The sequence below is a fragment of the Streptomyces sp. NBC_00019 genome (assembly GCF_045041015.1).
Lineage (GTDB): Bacteria > Actinomycetota > Actinomycetes > Streptomycetales > Streptomycetaceae > Streptomyces.
In genome coordinates this window covers 6,204,672-6,220,898 of sequence record NZ_CP108302.1, presented here as the reverse complement: position 1 = coordinate 6,220,898, position 16,227 = coordinate 6,204,672, and the positions used below count along the sequence as shown (strand labels likewise).

At 69.7% G+C, this 16,227-nt stretch carries 16 protein-coding genes and 1 pseudogene; 10 read left to right on the top strand and 7 right to left on the bottom strand.

The window, feature by feature from the left end:
- Positions 1-156 precede the first annotated feature (156 nt).
- The 3 genes from OHU89_RS29435 to OHU89_RS29425 all read left to right on the top strand — a co-directional run bounded on the left by OHU89_RS29435 (position 157) and on the right by OHU89_RS29425 (position 4,072).
- Positions 157-816, top strand: coding sequence for a response regulator transcription factor (locus tag OHU89_RS29435; protein ID WP_323185212.1), 660 nt, complete (start codon positions 157-159; stop codon positions 814-816).
- Between the two features lie 255 nt (positions 817-1,071).
- The gene (locus OHU89_RS29430) at positions 1,072-3,000 is read left to right on the top strand and encodes a 2-oxoacid:acceptor oxidoreductase subunit alpha (protein WP_405647247.1); all 1,929 of its coding nucleotides are present in this window, start codon (positions 1,072-1,074) and stop codon (positions 2,998-3,000) included.
- A complete protein-coding gene (locus OHU89_RS29425) occupies positions 2,993-4,072 on the top strand; it encodes a 2-oxoacid:ferredoxin oxidoreductase subunit beta (protein ID WP_405647245.1) in 1,080 nt (359 codons plus the stop codon). The genes OHU89_RS29430 and OHU89_RS29425 overlap by 8 nt, the downstream gene beginning before the upstream one ends.
- A 55-nt stretch (positions 4,073-4,127) precedes the next feature.
- Here OHU89_RS29425 and OHU89_RS29420 read toward each other — a convergent pair whose 3' ends face one another.
- From OHU89_RS29420 to OHU89_RS29410, 3 genes are all read right to left on the bottom strand, one after another.
- Positions 4,128-4,316 carry a hypothetical protein gene (locus OHU89_RS29420; protein ID WP_405647243.1) on the bottom strand — a complete coding sequence of 63 codons (189 nt, stop codon included), beginning with the start codon at positions 4,314-4,316 and terminating at the stop codon, positions 4,128-4,130.
- A 156-nt stretch (positions 4,317-4,472) separates the two neighbouring features.
- On the bottom strand, positions 4,473-5,018 hold the full coding sequence (locus OHU89_RS29415) for a DUF6082 family protein (protein ID WP_405647241.1): 546 nt from the start codon (positions 5,016-5,018) through the stop codon (positions 4,473-4,475).
- Positions 5,019-5,222: 204 nt separating this feature from the next.
- On the bottom strand, positions 5,223-5,621 hold the full coding sequence (locus OHU89_RS29410) for a winged helix-turn-helix transcriptional regulator (RefSeq protein WP_405647239.1): 399 nt from the start codon (positions 5,619-5,621) through the stop codon (positions 5,223-5,225).
- A 91-nt stretch (positions 5,622-5,712) separates the two neighbouring features.
- Between OHU89_RS29410 and OHU89_RS29405 the strand changes: the two genes are divergently transcribed.
- Positions 5,713-6,567 (top strand): SDR family oxidoreductase, encoded by an 855-nt coding sequence (locus OHU89_RS29405; protein ID WP_405647236.1) that lies wholly within the window; start codon positions 5,713-5,715, stop codon positions 6,565-6,567.
- A gap of 129 nt (positions 6,568-6,696) precedes the next feature.
- Positions 6,697-7,698, top strand: coding sequence for an EamA family transporter RarD (gene rarD, locus OHU89_RS29400; protein WP_323187201.1), 1,002 nt, complete (start codon positions 6,697-6,699; stop codon positions 7,696-7,698).
- Positions 7,699-7,778: 80 nt separating this feature from the next.
- Here rarD and OHU89_RS29395 read toward each other — a convergent pair.
- A pseudogene (locus tag OHU89_RS29395) lies at positions 7,779-8,858 on the bottom strand (MFS transporter); the annotation flags it as partial.
- Positions 8,859-9,023: 165 nt separating this feature from the next.
- On the opposite strand from OHU89_RS29395, the gene OHU89_RS29390 reads away from it, so the two are divergent.
- From OHU89_RS29390 to OHU89_RS29380, 3 genes are all read left to right on the top strand, one after another.
- Positions 9,024-9,458, top strand: a complete 435-nt coding sequence (locus tag OHU89_RS29390; RefSeq protein ID WP_266889025.1) for a helix-turn-helix domain-containing protein — start codon at positions 9,024-9,026, stop codon at positions 9,456-9,458.
- A 49-nt stretch (positions 9,459-9,507) separates the two neighbouring features.
- Complete coding sequence (locus tag OHU89_RS29385; RefSeq protein WP_405647234.1) at positions 9,508-9,960, top strand: VOC family protein; 453 nt, start codon at positions 9,508-9,510, stop codon at positions 9,958-9,960.
- A gap of 174 nt (positions 9,961-10,134) precedes the next feature.
- Positions 10,135-11,085 (top strand): M28 family metallopeptidase, encoded by a 951-nt coding sequence (locus OHU89_RS29380; RefSeq protein ID WP_405647232.1) that lies wholly within the window; start codon positions 10,135-10,137, stop codon positions 11,083-11,085.
- Here the strand turns inward: OHU89_RS29380 and OHU89_RS29375 are convergent.
- Entirely contained in the window at positions 11,082-12,962 is a 1,881-nt protein-coding gene (locus OHU89_RS29375; protein ID WP_405647230.1) for a hypothetical protein, read from the bottom strand. The two genes, OHU89_RS29380 and OHU89_RS29375, sit on opposite strands and share 4 nt — an antisense overlap.
- Positions 12,963-13,180: 218 nt before the next feature.
- Between OHU89_RS29375 and OHU89_RS29370 the strand changes: the two genes are divergently transcribed.
- Entirely contained in the window at positions 13,181-13,678 is a 498-nt protein-coding gene (locus tag OHU89_RS29370) for a DUF6668 family protein (RefSeq protein ID WP_405647228.1), read from the top strand.
- Positions 13,679-13,761: 83 nt separating this feature from the next.
- On the top strand, positions 13,762-14,346 hold the full coding sequence (locus OHU89_RS29365; protein ID WP_405647226.1) for a flavodoxin family protein: 585 nt from the start codon (positions 13,762-13,764) through the stop codon (positions 14,344-14,346).
- A 7-nt stretch (positions 14,347-14,353) separates the two neighbouring features.
- On the opposite strand, the gene OHU89_RS29360 is transcribed toward OHU89_RS29365, so the two are convergent.
- Complete coding sequence (locus OHU89_RS29360; RefSeq protein WP_405647224.1) at positions 14,354-15,223, bottom strand: ABC transporter permease; 870 nt, start codon at positions 15,221-15,223, stop codon at positions 14,354-14,356.
- Positions 15,210-16,202: an ABC transporter ATP-binding protein gene (locus OHU89_RS29355; protein ID WP_266889033.1), complete on the bottom strand. Its 993-nt coding sequence runs from the start codon at positions 16,200-16,202 to the stop codon at positions 15,210-15,212. Before OHU89_RS29355 ends, OHU89_RS29360 begins: the two co-directional genes overlap by 14 nt.
- Positions 16,203-16,227 lie beyond the last annotated feature (25 nt).

Below are 16,227 nucleotides of genomic sequence, written 5' to 3'. Positions count from 1 at the left end.
AACAGGAGGCCGAAACCCGCCGTGCCATGCACGTATTCCCATTGATTCCTGTCGCCCCGGCGCACCGGGATGGGAATGCTGGAATGCTGGGCTTCGCCCGTCGGGGAGTCGGGCGCGGAGGCGGGCTGTGGGGGGCCGAGGATCGTGGAGGACAGGGTGCGGGTGGTCATCGCCGAGGATTCGGTTCTGCTCAGGGAAGGGCTGACCCGGCTGCTGACCGACCGTGGGCACGACGTCGTCGCCGGCGTCGGCGACGGGGAGGCACTGGTCAAGACCATTACCGAGCTGGACGCACAGGGGGAGCTGCCCGACGTCGTCGTCGCCGATGTGCGGATGCCGCCGACGCACACCGACGAAGGGGTGCGGGCCGCCGTACAGCTGCGGAAGGCCCATCCCGGACTCGGGGTCCTGGTGCTGTCGCAGTACGTGGAGGAGCGGTACGCGACGGAACTGCTCGCCGGTTCCAGTCACGGCGTCGGCTATCTCCTCAAGGACCGGGTAGCCGAGGTTCGTGAGTTCGTGGACGCGGTTGTACGGGTCGCCCAGGGCGGTACGGCGCTGGACCCGGAGGTCGTCGCGCAGCTGCTGGGCCGCAGCCGCAAGCAGGACGTGCTCGCGGGCCTCACCCCGCGGGAGCGGGAGGTGCTGGGGCTGATGGCCGAGGGACGGACGAACTCGGCGATCGCGCGGCAGCTCGTGGTGAGCGACGGCGCCGTCGAGAAGCATGTCAGCAACATCTTTCTGAAGCTGGGCCTCTCCCCGAGTGACGGGGATCACCGACGTGTTCTCGCGGTCCTCACCTATCTGAACTCCTGATGCCCTGACACCGTGTCAGCCATATGGGTGACACCCGATAAGGGGGTCCAGAACCGAACGTCAGCGGGGAGCGTCTTGTAGGGAAGCGCCGGGGGGCGAGTAAATCATGACAAGTCAGGGCGGCGGACCGTCTCAAAATCGTGTCCATCATGCGAATGGCCACAGGAAGGCGACCCTTACGGACGTAGGGTTGATCCTGGGTGGGCCTGCGGGAGGGCCTGTCCCGGACAGCTGCCTCGAAGGAGGTCCAGTTCAGTGACCAGCCAGGTCAGTAGCCCAGCGGAGCAGGCCGACGAAGCCGTCGTGGGAGAGCAGCGCAAACCGGCAGGGACCAAGGACGTCCGCCGGCTGGACCGGGTGATCATTCGCTTCGCGGGCGACTCGGGTGACGGTATGCAGCTCACCGGTGACCGCTTCACCTCCGAGACAGCGACCTTCGGCAACGACCTCTCCACACTGCCGAACTTCCCCGCCGAGATCCGGGCACCCGCCGGAACCCTGCCGGGTGTGTCGAGCTTCCAACTGCACTTCGCCGATCACGACATCCTGACCCCGGGCGACGCACCGAACGTACTGGTCGCGATGAACCCGGCCGCCCTCAAAGCCAACATCGGCGACCTGCCACGCGGCGCCGAAATCATCGTCAACACCGACGAGTTCACCAAACGGGCCATGCAGAAGGTCGGATACGCGGCCTCACCGCTGGAAGACGGCTCCCTGGACGGCTACAGCCTCCACCCCGTCCCCCTGACCATGCTGACCGTCGAGGCCCTCAAGGAATTCGACCTCAGCCGCAAAGAAGCCGAACGCAGCAAGAACATGTTCGCGCTCGGCCTCCTGTCGTGGATGTACCACCGCCCCACCGCCGGCACCGAACGCTTCCTGAAGACCAAGTTCGCCAAGAAACCCGAGATCATGAAGGCGAACCTGGCCGCTTTCCACGCCGGCTGGAACTTCGGCGAGACCACCGAGGACTTCGCCGTCTCCTACGAGGTCGCACCCGCCGCCACCGCGTTCCCCACCGGCACCTACCGCAACATCTCCGGGAACCTGGCCCTGTCCTACGGACTGGTCACAGCATCCCGCCAGGCGGACCTGCCCCTGTTTCTGGGCTCCTACCCGATCACACCGGCGTCCGACATCCTGCACGAGCTGAGCAAGCACAAGAACTTCGGCGTCCGCACGTTCCAGGCCGAGGACGAGATCGCCGGCATCGGCGCCGCACTGGGCGCGGCCTTCGGCGGCAGCCTCGCCGTGACCACCACATCCGGTCCGGGTGTGGCCCTGAAGTCGGAGACCATCGGTCTGGCGGTGTCGCTGGAGCTGCCGCTGCTGGTCATCGACATCCAGCGCGGCGGACCTTCCACGGGCCTGCCGACCAAGACCGAGCAGGCCGACCTGCTCCAGGCGATGTTCGGCCGCAACGGCGAGGCGCCGGTCCCTGTGATCGCGCCGAAGACGCCGGCGGACTGTTTCGACGCGGCGGTGGAGGCGGCACGGATCGCACTGACGTACCGCACGCCGGTGATGCTGCTGTCCGACGGCTATCTGGCCAACGGCTCGGAGCCCTGGCGGATCCCGGACGTCGACGAACTGCCCGACCTGACCGTGCAGTTCGCCCAGGGACCGAACCACACCCTGGAGGACGGCAGCGAGGTCTTCTGGCCGTACAAGCGTGACCCGCAGACCCTGGCCCGCCCGTGGGCGATCCCGGGCACGCCGGGCCTGGAGCACCGCATCGGCGGGATCGAGAAGCAGGACGGCACCGGCAACATCTCCTACGACCCCGCCAACCACGACTTCATGGTCCGCACCCGCCAAGCCAAGATCGACGGCATCGACGTACCGGACCTGGAGGTCGACGACCCGCACGAGGCCCGCACGCTGGTGCTGGGCTGGGGATCGACCTACGGACCGATCACAGCGGCGGTACGGCGACTGCGAGCGGCCGGGGAGTCCATCGCGCAGGCGCATCTGCGCCACCTCAACCCGTTCCCGCGGAATCTCGGCACGGTCGTGAAGCGTTACGACAAGGTGGTGATCCCCGAGATGAACCTCGGGCAGCTCGCCACGCTGATCCGGGCGAAGTACCTGGTCGACGCCCACTCGTACAACCAGGTGAACGGCATGCCGTTCAAGGCCGAGCAGCTCGCCACGGCTCTCAAGGAGGCCATCGATGGCTGAGACGTCCACGGAAGGCGCGGGCACGATCGAGGCACTCTCGCTCGTCCCCAAGGCCGAGGGCCGGCAGTCCATGAAGGACTTCAAGTCCGATCAGGAAGTGCGCTGGTGCCCCGGCTGCGGTGACTACGCGATCCTGGCCGCCGTCCAGGGCTTCATGCCGGAACTGGGCCTGGCCAAGGAGAACATCGTCTTCGTCTCGGGCATCGGCTGCTCCTCCCGCTTCCCGTACTACATGGACACCTACGGCATGCACTCGATCCACGGCCGTGCGCCCGCGATCGCGACGGGGCTGGCGACCTCGCGGCGTGATCTGTCGGTGTGGGTGGTCACCGGTGACGGCGACGCCCTGTCCATCGGCGGCAACCACCTCATCCACGCGCTGCGCCGCAATGTGAACCTGAAGATCCTGCTGTTCAACAACCGGATCTACGGCCTGACCAAGGGCCAGTACAGCCCGACGTCGGAGGTCGGCAAGATCACGAAGTCGACGCCGATGGGGTCGCTGGACGCGCCGTTCAACCCGGTGTCGCTGGCGATCGGCGCGGAGGCGTCGTTCGTGGCGCGGACGGTGGACTCCGACCGCAAGCACCTGACCGAGGTCCTCCGCCAGGCGGCGGCCCATCCGGGCACGGCACTCGTCGAGATCTACCAGAACTGCAACATCTTCAACGACGGCGCTTTCGAGGTCCTCAAGGACAGGCAGCAGGCCGAGGAGGCGGTGATCCGGTTGGAGCACGGACAGCCGATCCGCTTCGGTGCGGACGGCTCGCGCGGCGTGGTCCGGGACGTGGCGACGGGTGACCTGAAGGTCGTCACGGTCACGCCGGAGAACGAATCCCAGGTCCTGGTCCACGACGCCCACTCCACGTCCCCGACCACCGCCTTCGCCCTCTCCCGCCTCGCCGACCCGGACACCCTCCATCACACCCCGATCGGTGTCCTCCGCTCCGTCGAACGCCCCGTCTACGACACGCAGATGGCCGACCAGCTGGATGCGGCGATCGAGCAGAACGGCAAGGGAGATCTGGCGGCGCTCCTCGCCGGCGGCGACACCTGGACGGTCGTCGGCTGACGGTCGGCGAACATGCGGAGGGCCCGGATGCGGTACGGCATCCGGGCCCTCGGCGTCAGGCGTCGGGAATGTCTCTCTTGGCGCGGAGGAGGGTGTCTCGCGTGATGACGACGATGCGTTCGTAGTCGGCGCGGGCGGCGTCCGCCGGCAGTTGCGCATCCAGTTCTTCGGTGCGATCCGTACCGATGACCGCGAAGTTGCCGTCACTCAGCTCGAAGAGATCCGGGCACGTCTCGCCCGACATAGATCCTCGTTGGCGGGGCGAGTCGCCGAGGCGGCGAGTGATGTGAACGGACCGGAACGCTTTGTTTGGCACTGACCTCTTCCTTACCAGGCCCAGCTCTGGGCCCCTCAGCCCCAAACGAAATGACGCTACCTCAAACACGGCTGATTCGTACGGTCACCCGGACGGGTCGGTATCCGGTGTTCCGACGACCCACCACTCCTCCGCGCCCTCGGCGAGTTCGTCCAGCATGAAGTCCACAGCTCGCCCCACCCGAGCCTCCAACGAATCCCGTGGCAGGCTCTTGCGATGATCGCCGGTCATCTCCCAGTACTGCTGGAAAACGCCGTTGACGCACCACACCCGCAGGTGACCGATCAGTTCGTTCCAGTCAATGGCACCGAGTTGATGGTTGAGCATGATGGCGCTGTATTGGGCGTTGACGAAGAGCACCTGCCGGCGTCTGGCCTCCGACAGGCCCTGCAGCGTACTCATCGCCTCCGCCAGCGCGGGGTCGGCGAGGGCACGCCCGGTCTGCTCCGCCATGATGCGATGCAGCTGGATCCGGTTGGCGTTGCGGATCTCCTCGGTCAGGGACGTGAGCTGCCGAAGCAGACTCTTCAGGAGTTCGTCCTGAGGCCCGTCCCCTACTGCAGAACCGATCCTGCGCTCATCCGGATTCTCTGTGGCCAAGGCGAACCCCCGAGTCAGGCGTCCGGGCACCGGTCGATGTCTCGTGGGCGGCACGAGGACCGACGCGCGGGTGGGCACAACGCCCGCCCCCAGCATGCCGGGCGGCTCAAGTCGGCGTGGGAGGCGGAAAGGGGGCGCATGGAAGGACGTACCGCTCGTGTCGACCAACGCCCTGTCATGTATGTGCCCGGCGAGCGCCGTCGGCATACGTTCGGCAGGCCCCGAGCGATTGCGTCATTCCTGCTCAGAGGCCCGTTTCCGCGCGTCGTACCCCTCCCGCGCCTCCTGCACCGCCCCCATCCGCGTCTCCGTCCACAGCGCGAGCCCCCGTACCTGCTCCGCGGCCTCGCGGCCCAGGTCGGTGAGGGAGTAGTCGACGCGCGGGGGGATGACCGGCTTGGCGTCGCGGTGGACGAAGCCGTCACGCTCCAGTGTCTGGAGGGTCTGGGTGAGCATCTTCTCGCTGACGCCGCGGCCGAAGCCGCCGATCTCGCGGCGGAGCTCGCTGAAGCGGTACGAGCGGTCCTGGAGGGCGATCAGGACCAGGACGCCCCAGCGGCTGGTGACGTGCTCCAGGACCAGGCGGTGCGGGCACATCGCCTCGGCACTCGCCTCCACGCTACTTACTGCCATGCCAGTACCTTACTTCAAAGTGGGTACTTTCCAAGAGTTAGCGCACCTCCTAGGGTTAGCGTCACCGCACCCCACAAGGAGATCGCACATCATGAGCATCGTCGTCACCGGAGCCACCGGACACCTGGGCCGCCACGTCATCGAGCAGCTGCTGGAGAAGGTGCCGGCCGACCAGGTCACCGCCGTCGTCCGCAGCGCCGAGAAGGGCGCCGACTTCGCGGCGAAGGGTGTGAAGCTCGCGATCGCGGACTACAACGCTCCCGAGACCTTCGGCAGTCTCTTCGCCTCCGGCGACAAGGTTCTGCTGATCTCCGGCAACGAGTTCGACAAGGGCCGGGTCAACCAGCACAAGGTCGTCATCGACGCCGCCAAGGCCGCCGGCGTGGCCCTGCTCGCGTACACCAGCGCCCCCGGCTCCCTCACCGCCGCGCTCGCCGACGACCACCGCGGCACCGAGGAGGCGCTCCTCGCCTCCGGCCTGCCCTACGCGCTGCTGCGCAACGGCTGGTACCACGAGAACTACACCGAGAACCTCGCCCCCGTCCTCCAGTACAGCGCCGTCACCCAGGCCGCCGGCGAGGGCCGGGTCTCCTCCGCCTCGCGCGCCGACTACGCGGCCGCCGCGGTCGCCGTGCTGACCGGCGAGGGCCACGAGAACCAGACGTACGAGCTGGGCGGCGACGAGGCGTGGAGCTTCGCCGAGTACGCGGCCGAGCTCAGCAGCCAGACCGGCAAGGAGATCGCCTACAACTCCGTCTCGACGGAGGAGTACACCGGCATCCTGGCCGGCGCCGGGCTGCCCGCGCCGCTCGCCGCGATCCTCGCGGGCGTGGACGCCTCCATAGCCAAGGGCGAGCTCGTCGTCTCCTCGGGTGACCTCTCCCGGCTGGCCGGCCGTCCGACCAACCCGCTGTCCGAGGCGATCGCGGTCGCGCTCAAGGGCTGATCGCTCCCCCCAAGGGCCCTTGAGCCTCCGACCCCCGCCTGTCATGACCGTATAGCGATACGGGCATGACAGGCGGGGGCGCTCGGCGTTACCTTCGTGCAGGCGAGGTCGACGTGAGAGGGAGGGCCCGTGAGCGGGAAGCCGAAGGGTGAGCGGCACATAGGACTGCTGAACGGCTTCGCCGCGTACGGGATGTGGGGGCTGTTCCCGCTCTACTTCCCCCTGCTGAAGCCCGCCGGATCGGCCGAGGTGCTCGCCCACCGGATGGCCTGGTCCTTCCTCGTCGTCACCCTGGCGCTGGTCGTCGTACGACGCTGGAAGTGGGCCGGCGAGCTGCTGCGGCAGCCGCGCAAGCTCGCGCTCATCTCGGTCGCCGCGGCCACCATCGCCGTCAACTGGGGCGTCTACATCTGGGCCGTGAACAACGAGCGGGTCGTCGAGGCCTCCCTCGGCTACTTCATCAACCCCCTGGTCACCATCGCGATGGGCGTGCTGCTCCTGAAGGAGCGGCTGCGGCCCGTGCAGTGGGCGGCGGTCGCCGTCGGGGCCGGCGCCGTGGTCGTGCTCACCGTCGGGTACGGGCGTCCGCCGTGGATCTCACTCGTTCTCGCCTTCTCCTTCGCCACGTACGGCCTGGTGAAGAAGAAGGTCAACCTCGGCGGACTCGAATCGCTGGCCGCCGAGACCGCGATCCAGTTCCTGCCCGCGCTCGGCTATCTGCTGTGGCTGACCGCGCACGGCGACGCCACCATCGCCACCGAGGGCCCCGGGCACGCCGCCCTGCTCGTCGGGACCGGCCTGGTCACCGCGCTCCCCCTGGTCTGCTTCGGCGCGGCGGCCATCCGCGTGCCCCTCTCCACCCTCGGGCTGCTCCAGTACCTCGCGCCGGTCTTCCAGTTCCTGCTCGGCATCACCTACTTCCACGAGGCCATGCCGCCGGAGCGCTGGGCGGGCTTCTCGCTGGTCTGGCTGGCGCTGTCGCTGCTCACCTGGGACGCGCTGCGCACGGCCCGCAGGCTCAGGGCGGAGACCAGCAGGCCCAGCACCACCATCGCGACGGGCACCACGAGCGCCGTACGGAACGCGGAGAGCGTCTCCTCGGGCCCCGACCCGGTGGAAGCCAAGCCGTAGACGGCCGTCACCGCCGAGATCCCGACCGCCGAGCCGAACTGGGTGGACGTGGTCAGCAGCCCGCCGGCCAGCCCCTGCTCGGCATCGCCCACCCCTTCGGTCGCCGCGATCGTCAGCGGCCCGTACGCCAGCGCGAAGGCGGTGCCCGCGACGAACAGCGTCGGCAGCATCGCCAGATACGGCCAGTCCATGCCGACCGGCAGGAACAGCCCGTACGCCACCACCGCCAGCACGAAGCCGACGACGATCACGCGCGCGTGCCCGAAACGCGCGACCAGCCGCGGGGTGAGGGTGGGCGCCAGCACGGCGTCGCATCCCATGATCACCAGGGCGATCGCGGTCTGGAGCGCCGACCAGCCGCGCAGTTCCTGCAGGTACAGCGTCACGACGAACTGGAAGCCGAAGAAGGCCCCTACGAAGAGCAGCATGCCGACGTTGGCGCGGGCCACCGGCCCCTCGCGCAGGATGCCGAGCCGGACGAGGGGGTTCGCGCAGCGGCGTTCGACGGCCACGAAGAGCACCGCGAGCAGGAGCGCCGCGAGGGCCGATGCCGCCGTCAACGGCCAGCCGTGCAGGCCGTGCTCCAGTCGTACGACGGTGTAGGCGGCCAGCAGCATGGCGCCGGCGACGGTGATCGTGCCGGGCAGGTCGAAGCTCCCGCGCCCGGGCCGCGGGGCCTCCTGGTGCGGAATCACCCGTACCGCCGCCACCAGCAGCGCGCCCGCCATCAGTACCGGGGCGAAGAACACCCAGCGCCAGTCGAGCGAGGTGAGCAGACCGCCGATCACCAGGCCCAGCGAGAAGCCGCCGGCGCCGGTACCGGCGTAGACGAGGAGGGCCTTGTCGCGCTGCGGGCCCGCCGGGTACGAGGTCGTGATCAGGGACAGTGCGGCCGGCGTCATGAACGCGGAGGCCACCCCGGTGACGAAACGGGCGACGATCAGCATCCAGCCCTCGGTCGCGAACCCGCCGAGGCCGGAGAAGGCGAGGAAGACCGCCAGCCAGAGCAGGAACATCCGGCGGCGGCCGAGCAGGTCGGCGGCGCGGCCGCCGAGCAGGGTGAAGCCGGCGTAGCCGAGGACATAGGCGCTCATCACCCACGCCGCGCTGTCCGTCGCGAGCCCGAGGTCGGATCTGATCGACGGGATCGCGATCGCCATCATCGCGATGTCGGCGCCCTCCAGGAAGACCGTTCCGCAGAGAACGAGTAACAGCGCCCACGCACGCGTGCCCATGGCAGTGCTCCGTAACTAGGAAGACGGTTACCCGAATGAGGGTCGGTTCCCTCTTGTAACCACCCCCAGCCTCCGGCAGCATCGACAGACATGGAAGAAGGCACTTCGAAGTCACCTGGTTACTGCGAGAGCACCGTGGACTACGGCGACGCCGACCCCTTCCAATGGGACACCCGGGAGGACTGCCAGGTAAGGCAGATCCTCGATCGGGTCGCCGACAAGTGGTCGCTTCTTGTCATCGCCCTGCTGGAGAACCGGCGGCTCCGCTTCACCCAACTGCGCCGGGAGATCGACGGCGTCAGCCAGCGCATGCTGACCGTGACACTGCGGCAGCTGGAGCGGGACGGGCTGGTGAAACGGACCGTGCATCCGGTGGTGCCGCCGCGGGTGGAGTACGAACTGACGCCGCTGGGCGGGACGTTGCACGCCACGATCCAGTCGTTGGTCACGTGGACGGAGGTGCATCAGGGGGAGATCGCGGCGGCTCGCGAGGCGTATGACCAGCGCGATGCGGAGGCGGTCTAGCGGGCCGTGATGCCGGGGTTTGTCAGTGGGCGGCGCTATAAGTGAATGCATGACTCCTGTGCACTGGAAGCTCGTCATCGATGCCGGAAACCCCCAAGCGCAGGCCGACTTCTGGGCCGCCGCGCTGCAGTACGAGGTCGAGGACAACGACGCCTTGATCCAGCGTCTGCTGGAGCTCGGCGCCCTCCCCCGCGAGGCCACCGTCGAGTTCCACGCCCGACTCGCCTTCCGCGACCTGGTCGCCGTACGGCATCCCGACGATCCGTACGACAAGGACAGCGGCACCGGCCTCGGCCGGCGGCTGCTGTTCCAGCGGGTCCCGGAGGAGAAGACGGCCAAGAACCGGCTCCATCTCGACCTGCACCCGGGCGAGGGGAAGCGGGCGTCCGAGGTGGAGCGGCTCACGGGGCTCGGCGCGAGCGTGCTGCGGGAGGTGAAGGAGGCCGGGGGCGAGTGGGTGGTGATGGCGGATCCGGAGGGGAACGAGTTCTGTGTGCAGTGAGCTCCGAGTGGGGGCGTCGGATCCCTGCACGGCCGATCACGTCGACGGGTTCCGGAATCCGAACTTCGTGTCCTGATACCGCTCTTGACGGAGAGTTAGTCACAGCTTCACCATCCAGGCACCCCATTCGCTGTGGAATCCCTGTGATTCCCGAGGAATTCGGAGCCCCCCACCATGAAGCTCTCCGTTTCCGGGCGTGCGTCGACGGCTGGTCTCGTCACGGTCGTCATGCTGTTGACCGGCGGATCCATAGCCGGCGCGGCGCCCGCGTCCGAGGTGACCGCTGCCGCCGCGCCCGACATCCCCGTGGCCAACGTCAAGGCCCACCTCACCCAACTCCAGTCCATCGCCACCGCCAACGGCGGCAACCGGGCGCACGGCCGCGCCGGTTACAAGGCCTCGCTCGACTATGTGAAGGCCAAACTGGACGCCGCCGGATACACCACGACCATCCAGCAGTTCACGTCCTCCAGCCGCGTCGGCTACAACCTGATCGCCGACTGGCCGGGCGGCGACACCAACCAGGTCGTCATGGCCGGCTCGCACCTGGACAGCGTCACGTCCGGGGCGGGCATCAACGACAACGGGTCCGGTTCGGCGGCGGTCCTGGAGACCGCGCTGGCCGTGTCGAGAGCCGGGTACCAGCCCACCAAGCATCTGCGGTTCGCCTGGTGGGGCGCGGAGGAGCTGGGGCTGGTGGGCTCCCGCTACTACGTCAACAACCTGTCCTCGACGAACCGGGCGAAGATCAGCGGGTATCTGAACTTCGACATGATCGGCTCGCCCAACCCCGGCTACTTCGTCTACGACGACGACCCGGCGATCGAGAAGACCTTCAAGGACTACTTCACCGGCCTCGGCGTCCCCACCGAGATCGAGACCGAGGGCGACGGCCGCTCGGACCATGCGCCGTTCAAGAGCGCGGGGGTGCCGGTGGGCGGGCTGTTCACGGGCGCGAGCCGTACGAAGACGGCGGCGCAGGTGGCCAAGTGGGGCGGGACGTCCGGGCAGGCGTTCGACCGGTGCTACCACTCGTCCTGCGACACGACGTCGAACATCAGCGACACGGCCCTGGACCGGAACAGTGACGCGGCGGCGTACGCCGTGTGGGAGCTGTCCTCCTAGGGGTTGAGCTTGCGGGCGCGCTCGGCGAGACGGCCCATCCGGGTCCGGGCCGACTCGAGTTGCTCGATGTCCTCGGCGGCCGCGCCGCCCTCCATGGTCAGCTCGGTCCACAGGCCGATCAGGTCGACTCCCATGCGCAGGCCCTGCTCGGGGTCGCGTACGGCACGCCAGGCGGTCGCCGCGCTCTGGATGTTGCCGTACGCGGCCTCCGTGTCCCTCCCGTGGTGGCGGGTGCGGGCCAGGTCCAGGGAGAGTCCGAAGGCACGGGTCGGGTCGCCGGCCAAGTAGGCGATGTACGCGGTGAGTTCGAGCAGCCGCAGCACCTCGGGGTGCTCCGGGCCGAGCGCGTGGGAGGCCTCGCCGACCGTCTGCTCGGCGAGCTGCGCGGCCTCCGTCACCCGGCCCGCCTTCACGGCCTCGTTGATCCGCGCCATCGGCCCTGCGAGGAACACGGTCCCGCCACCGTCGTACGCCGTCGCCGGATCGTCCCCGAGCACGGCCTCGGCCACGGCATCGAAGCCGCGGGGCGGGGTGGGCTTGGGGTCGGGTTCGTCGATCGTGGCGGCGGTGAAGCCGAGGATGGGCTTGCGGGCGGGGGTGGGGGTAGGGGTGGGCGCGGGGCCGGAGGCGGGTGCGAGGCCGGACGCGGGCGCGAGGCCGGAGGTGGGTGCGGGACCGGGCGCCGGTGCGGGACCGGAAGTAGGTGCGAGGCCGGAGGTGGGTGCTGCCCCGGGCGTCGGGGCGGGACCGGAGGTCGACGCGGGTCCGGCGCTGGGCTCAGGGCGGGTGGTCGGTGTGGGGTGTGGGGCGGTTTCCGGCCTGGCGTCAGTCGGCGGTGCGTCTGCCGGGGGTACGTCCGTCACCGGCGCGTCCATCACGGGCGGCGGCCCGAACTGGCCCGTCGGGGGTGCGACCGTACCGGGCGCCGCGTCCGCCACCCACTCGGGCACGGCCCGCAGCCGGAACGTCGGCACGGCGTCCCGGGGCTCCTGACCCTCCGGGTCCTGCAGGGCTCGGAGGGGGAAGGTCGGGGGCTCGGGGGTCTGGCGGAAGAGATGGGTGGGCTTGTCCCGAGGAGGCTGGTCGGCGGGCTCGGCAGAGCCGACCGGACCGGCGGTGGGCGGCGCGGCGGACGGGGTGGAGGCTCCACCCGACTCGGCGGCTCCCGGCACGAAGTCGGCGGGCGTGGACGGCAGCGCAGGCTGAGCGGACTCGGCAGCCCCCGGTGCAAAGGCGCGAGGCGGCATGGTCGGCGGAGTCGGTCGCGACACCTCACCCGCCTCCACCGAATACGGCGCCTGACCCTGCCCCCGCGAGTAAGGCGCCCCGCCCGGCTCTCCCCGCCGAAGAGCGTCCCGCGGCTCCCCGGAGTGCTCCCGCGAGGGCGACACCTGACCCGATTCCCCCGCGTACGACACCTGACCAGGCTCCCCCGCATACGACACCCGGCCCGAGCCCTCCGGCCCGAACGCCTCCCCCGGCTCCCCAGTGCCCGGCACCGCGTACGACGCCTGACCCTGGTTCCCCGGCTCCCGCACCGACAGCGGCCCTCCGCCCGGCACCCCCGGCGGAGTCATCGGTGCCAGCTCCGCCGTGAACTGGCTCGAGCCGTCCGCGTCGATGCGCAGGGCGAGCACGTAGCCGATGCGGTTGTCGTGGACCGTGGCGTGGACGGGGTGGCCGGTGGCGAGGGCGATGCGGTGGAGGTGGTTGAGGACGGTCTGGTGGATCTCCTCGCCGGGGATCGGCGTCACCGGTACGCCGCCCACCGACGCGCCGGCGAGGAGATCCACCAGGACGTCGATCGGTGCCGCCGCGAGCACGGCCGGCTGTGCGGTGCCCTGCTGGTCCCGCTTCTCACGGCTGAGTCGCGACATCGTTCCCTCACTCGGATCCGTCGGGGAGTGGGTGGACGGCGTGTCCGAACTCCATGGTGCCTCCATCGGCCGCCACCCTCCCGCTCCCCCGGCATCAAGAGCCGGTCGTACACGTACTGTTGAGTAGTCTCTCCGCTCGCTCACGGTTCTCACGTCACCGTGGCGTCACAGGCTCGTCCCAGCCCGGCGGAGGGACGGCCCCGGAAAGGAGACCGTACGTGCAGCAGGCACAGGGACCGGAGATCTGGATCCGTGGTCCGGTGACCGTACCGGAGGGACCTGCGGGGCCCGCGGCCGCCCATGCCACCGCCCGGCGTTTCTCCTTCGTCGGCACCCATGGCGGCGCCGGTGTCTCCACGCTCGCCGCCGTCTACGGCGGCCACGACTGCGGACGCGACTGGCCCGGCCCCGACGCTCCCCCGTCCGTGCTGCTCGTCGCCCGCACCCATGCGAGCGGACTGGCCGCCGTCCTGCACGCCCTGGACGCCTTCCGGCGCGGAGCGGCCCCGCACGGCCTCGACCTCGACGCCGTGGTGCTCGTCGCGGACGCCCCCGGTCGGCTGCCGAAGCCGCTGGCCCAGCACGTCAAGGTGATCGAGTCGCTGATCGACGTCTACCGCGTGCCGTGGGTGCCCGACTGGCGCCTCGGCGATCTCGGCGGCCATCCCCCGCGCGAGACCGCGCCCCTGGCCCGCCTCACCGGCCGGTCGCGCTGACTGCCCTCAGACACGACACCCCCTCGACAGATACTTGCATGCGCATATAATCGGCGTACGACGTCCATCACCTGGGGGATTCCATGACGCGCCGTTTCCTGTTCGTGCTCGGCAGCAGCCGCGACGACGGCAACACCGAGCTGCTGGCACGCACGGCGGCCGAGCAGCTGGCCGACGACGTCGAGCAACAGTGGATCGACCTCAACGACCACCCTCTGCCCGACTTCGAGGACCTGCGCCACGACAGCGACCATGCGCGACCGACCGAGGGGAACGTCGGGCTGCTGTTCGACGCCACCCTCGCGGCGACGGACATCGTGATCGCGTCCCCGCTGTACTGGTACTCGCTCTCCGGACAGGCCAAGCGCTACCTCGACTACTGGTCGGGCTGGCTGCGCACCCCCGGCGCCGACTTCAAGGGCACGCTCGCGGGCCGCACCCTGTGGGGTGTCACCGCGCTCGCGCACGAGGAGTTCGAGGTCGCCGACCCGCTGATCGGGACCCTGAACCACTCGGCCGCGTACATGCAGATGCGGTTCGGCGGAGTACTGCTCGGCAACGGCAGCAAGCCGGGCGACGTACGCAACGACACGGAGGCGCTGGCCCGCGCGAAGACGTTCTTCGCCCAGGAGGCACCGCTCGCGCGTTTCCCGTACGACACCCCGTGACCGGCGCTCAGGCCGTGATGTCCTTCGCCGTGAACCTCGCCCATGCCGCCGAGCCGAACACCGCCGCGTACAGGGCCTGGAGGCCGAGGTTCTTCACCAGGTCGTCCCAGTAGACGGGTTCGCGCATGAGGTCGGCGAAGGACAGCCAGTAGTGGGAGAAGAAGTACGGCTGGAGCGCGTGCAGTTGGGGGATCTGGTCGAGGATCTGGACCGTGATGAGCAGGCCCACGGTCGTCGCCATCGCGGCGATGCCGCTGCCGGTCAGCGTCGACACGAACAGGCCGAGGGCCGCCACGCCGGTCAGTGACGCGGCGACGACCAGGGCGATCAGGAAGGCCCGGCCGAGGCCTTCGCCGAAGCTGATCTGAGTGCCGGAGATGGTGGTCAGATCCCCCAGTGGGAAGAGCAGGGCGCCGACCGTGAGCGCCGAGGTCGCGACCACCAGGGTGGCCACGAGGCAGAAGGTCATCACCGTCGCGTACTTGGTGAGGAGGAGGCGGGTGCGGCCGGCCGGGGCGACCAGGAGGTAACGCAGGGTGCCGGCGTTCGACTCACCGGCTATCGCGTCGCCCGCGATGACGCCGATGGCCATGGGGAGGAAGAAGGGGAGGGTGGCGGCGAGTGCGGCGAAGACCAGGAACAGGCCGTTGTTGGTGATCTGCGAGACGAAGGCGGGGCCGCCGCCACCGCCTCCTCGGGGGCCGCCGCCGTCACCCGTCTCGATCTTCACGGCGATGCCGACGAGGATCGGTACGGCCGCGAGGACACCGAGGAGGGCGAGGGTGCGCCAGCGGCGGAAGGTGGTGATCAGCTCACTGCGGAACAACCCGAAGGTCCACAACGGACTCGGCTTGACCAGGACCTCAGCCCGCGACATCGAAGCCCTCTCCCGTCAGCGCCACGAAGGCGTCCTCCAGCGAGGCCCGTTCCACTCCGAAGGCCCGTACGCGCACGCCCGCTCCCACCAACGCGGCGTTGATGTCGGCCAGTTCGCCGTCCGGGGGATCTGCGGTCACCCGGTCCTCGGCCACCACCACATCCGCGACGCCCTGTTCCTTCAGCACCCGCGCCGCGTCCCCCGTGTCCGGAGTCGTCACCACCAGCCTTCCCCGCGCCCCCGCCGCCAGGTCGGCCACCGGGCCCTGTGTGATCAGGCGGCCCTGGGCCATCACGGCCGCGTGGGTGCAGACCTGCTCGATCTCGTCCAGCAGATGCGAGGACAGAAAGACGGTCGTGCCGTCGGAGGCCAACTCCCGGACCAGGGAGCGGATCTCACGCATCCCCTGCGGGTCGAGGCCGTTGGTCGGCTCGTCGAGGACGAGGAGCTTGCGGGGTTGGAGGAGGGCCGCCGCGAGGCCCAGGCGCTGTTTCATGCCCAGCGAGTACGCCTTGGCCTTCTTGCCGGCCGCGGCCGCCAGACCCACCCGGTCCAGTGCCGTCGCGACGCGTGCGCGCCGGGTGCGGGGGTCGGCGGTCGGGTCGGCGGCGTCGTAGCGGATGAGGTTGTCGCGGCCGGAGAGGAAGCCGTAGAGGGCCGGGCCCTCGATGAGCGCGCCCACGTGCGGCAGTACGGCGCGCGAGGAGCGCGGCATGGGGCGGTCCAGCACCCGTGCCGAGCCGGAGGTCGGTTCGATGAGGCCCATCAGCATGCGGATGGTGGTGGTCTTGCCCGAGCCGTTCGGGCCGAGGAAGCCGAAGACGCTGCCTGCCGGGACGGTCAGGTCGAGACCGTCGACGGCGAGCTGCCCGCCGCGGTAGCGCTTGGTGAGCGCGCGGGTGTGGATGACGGTGTCACCCACGTCCGCGCTGTCGCCGTCGCCCTCCGGTTGCGGCTCCGTGGCGGGCGGCTGGTCCATCGGCTCCCTCGATCCGTCGTGCGCG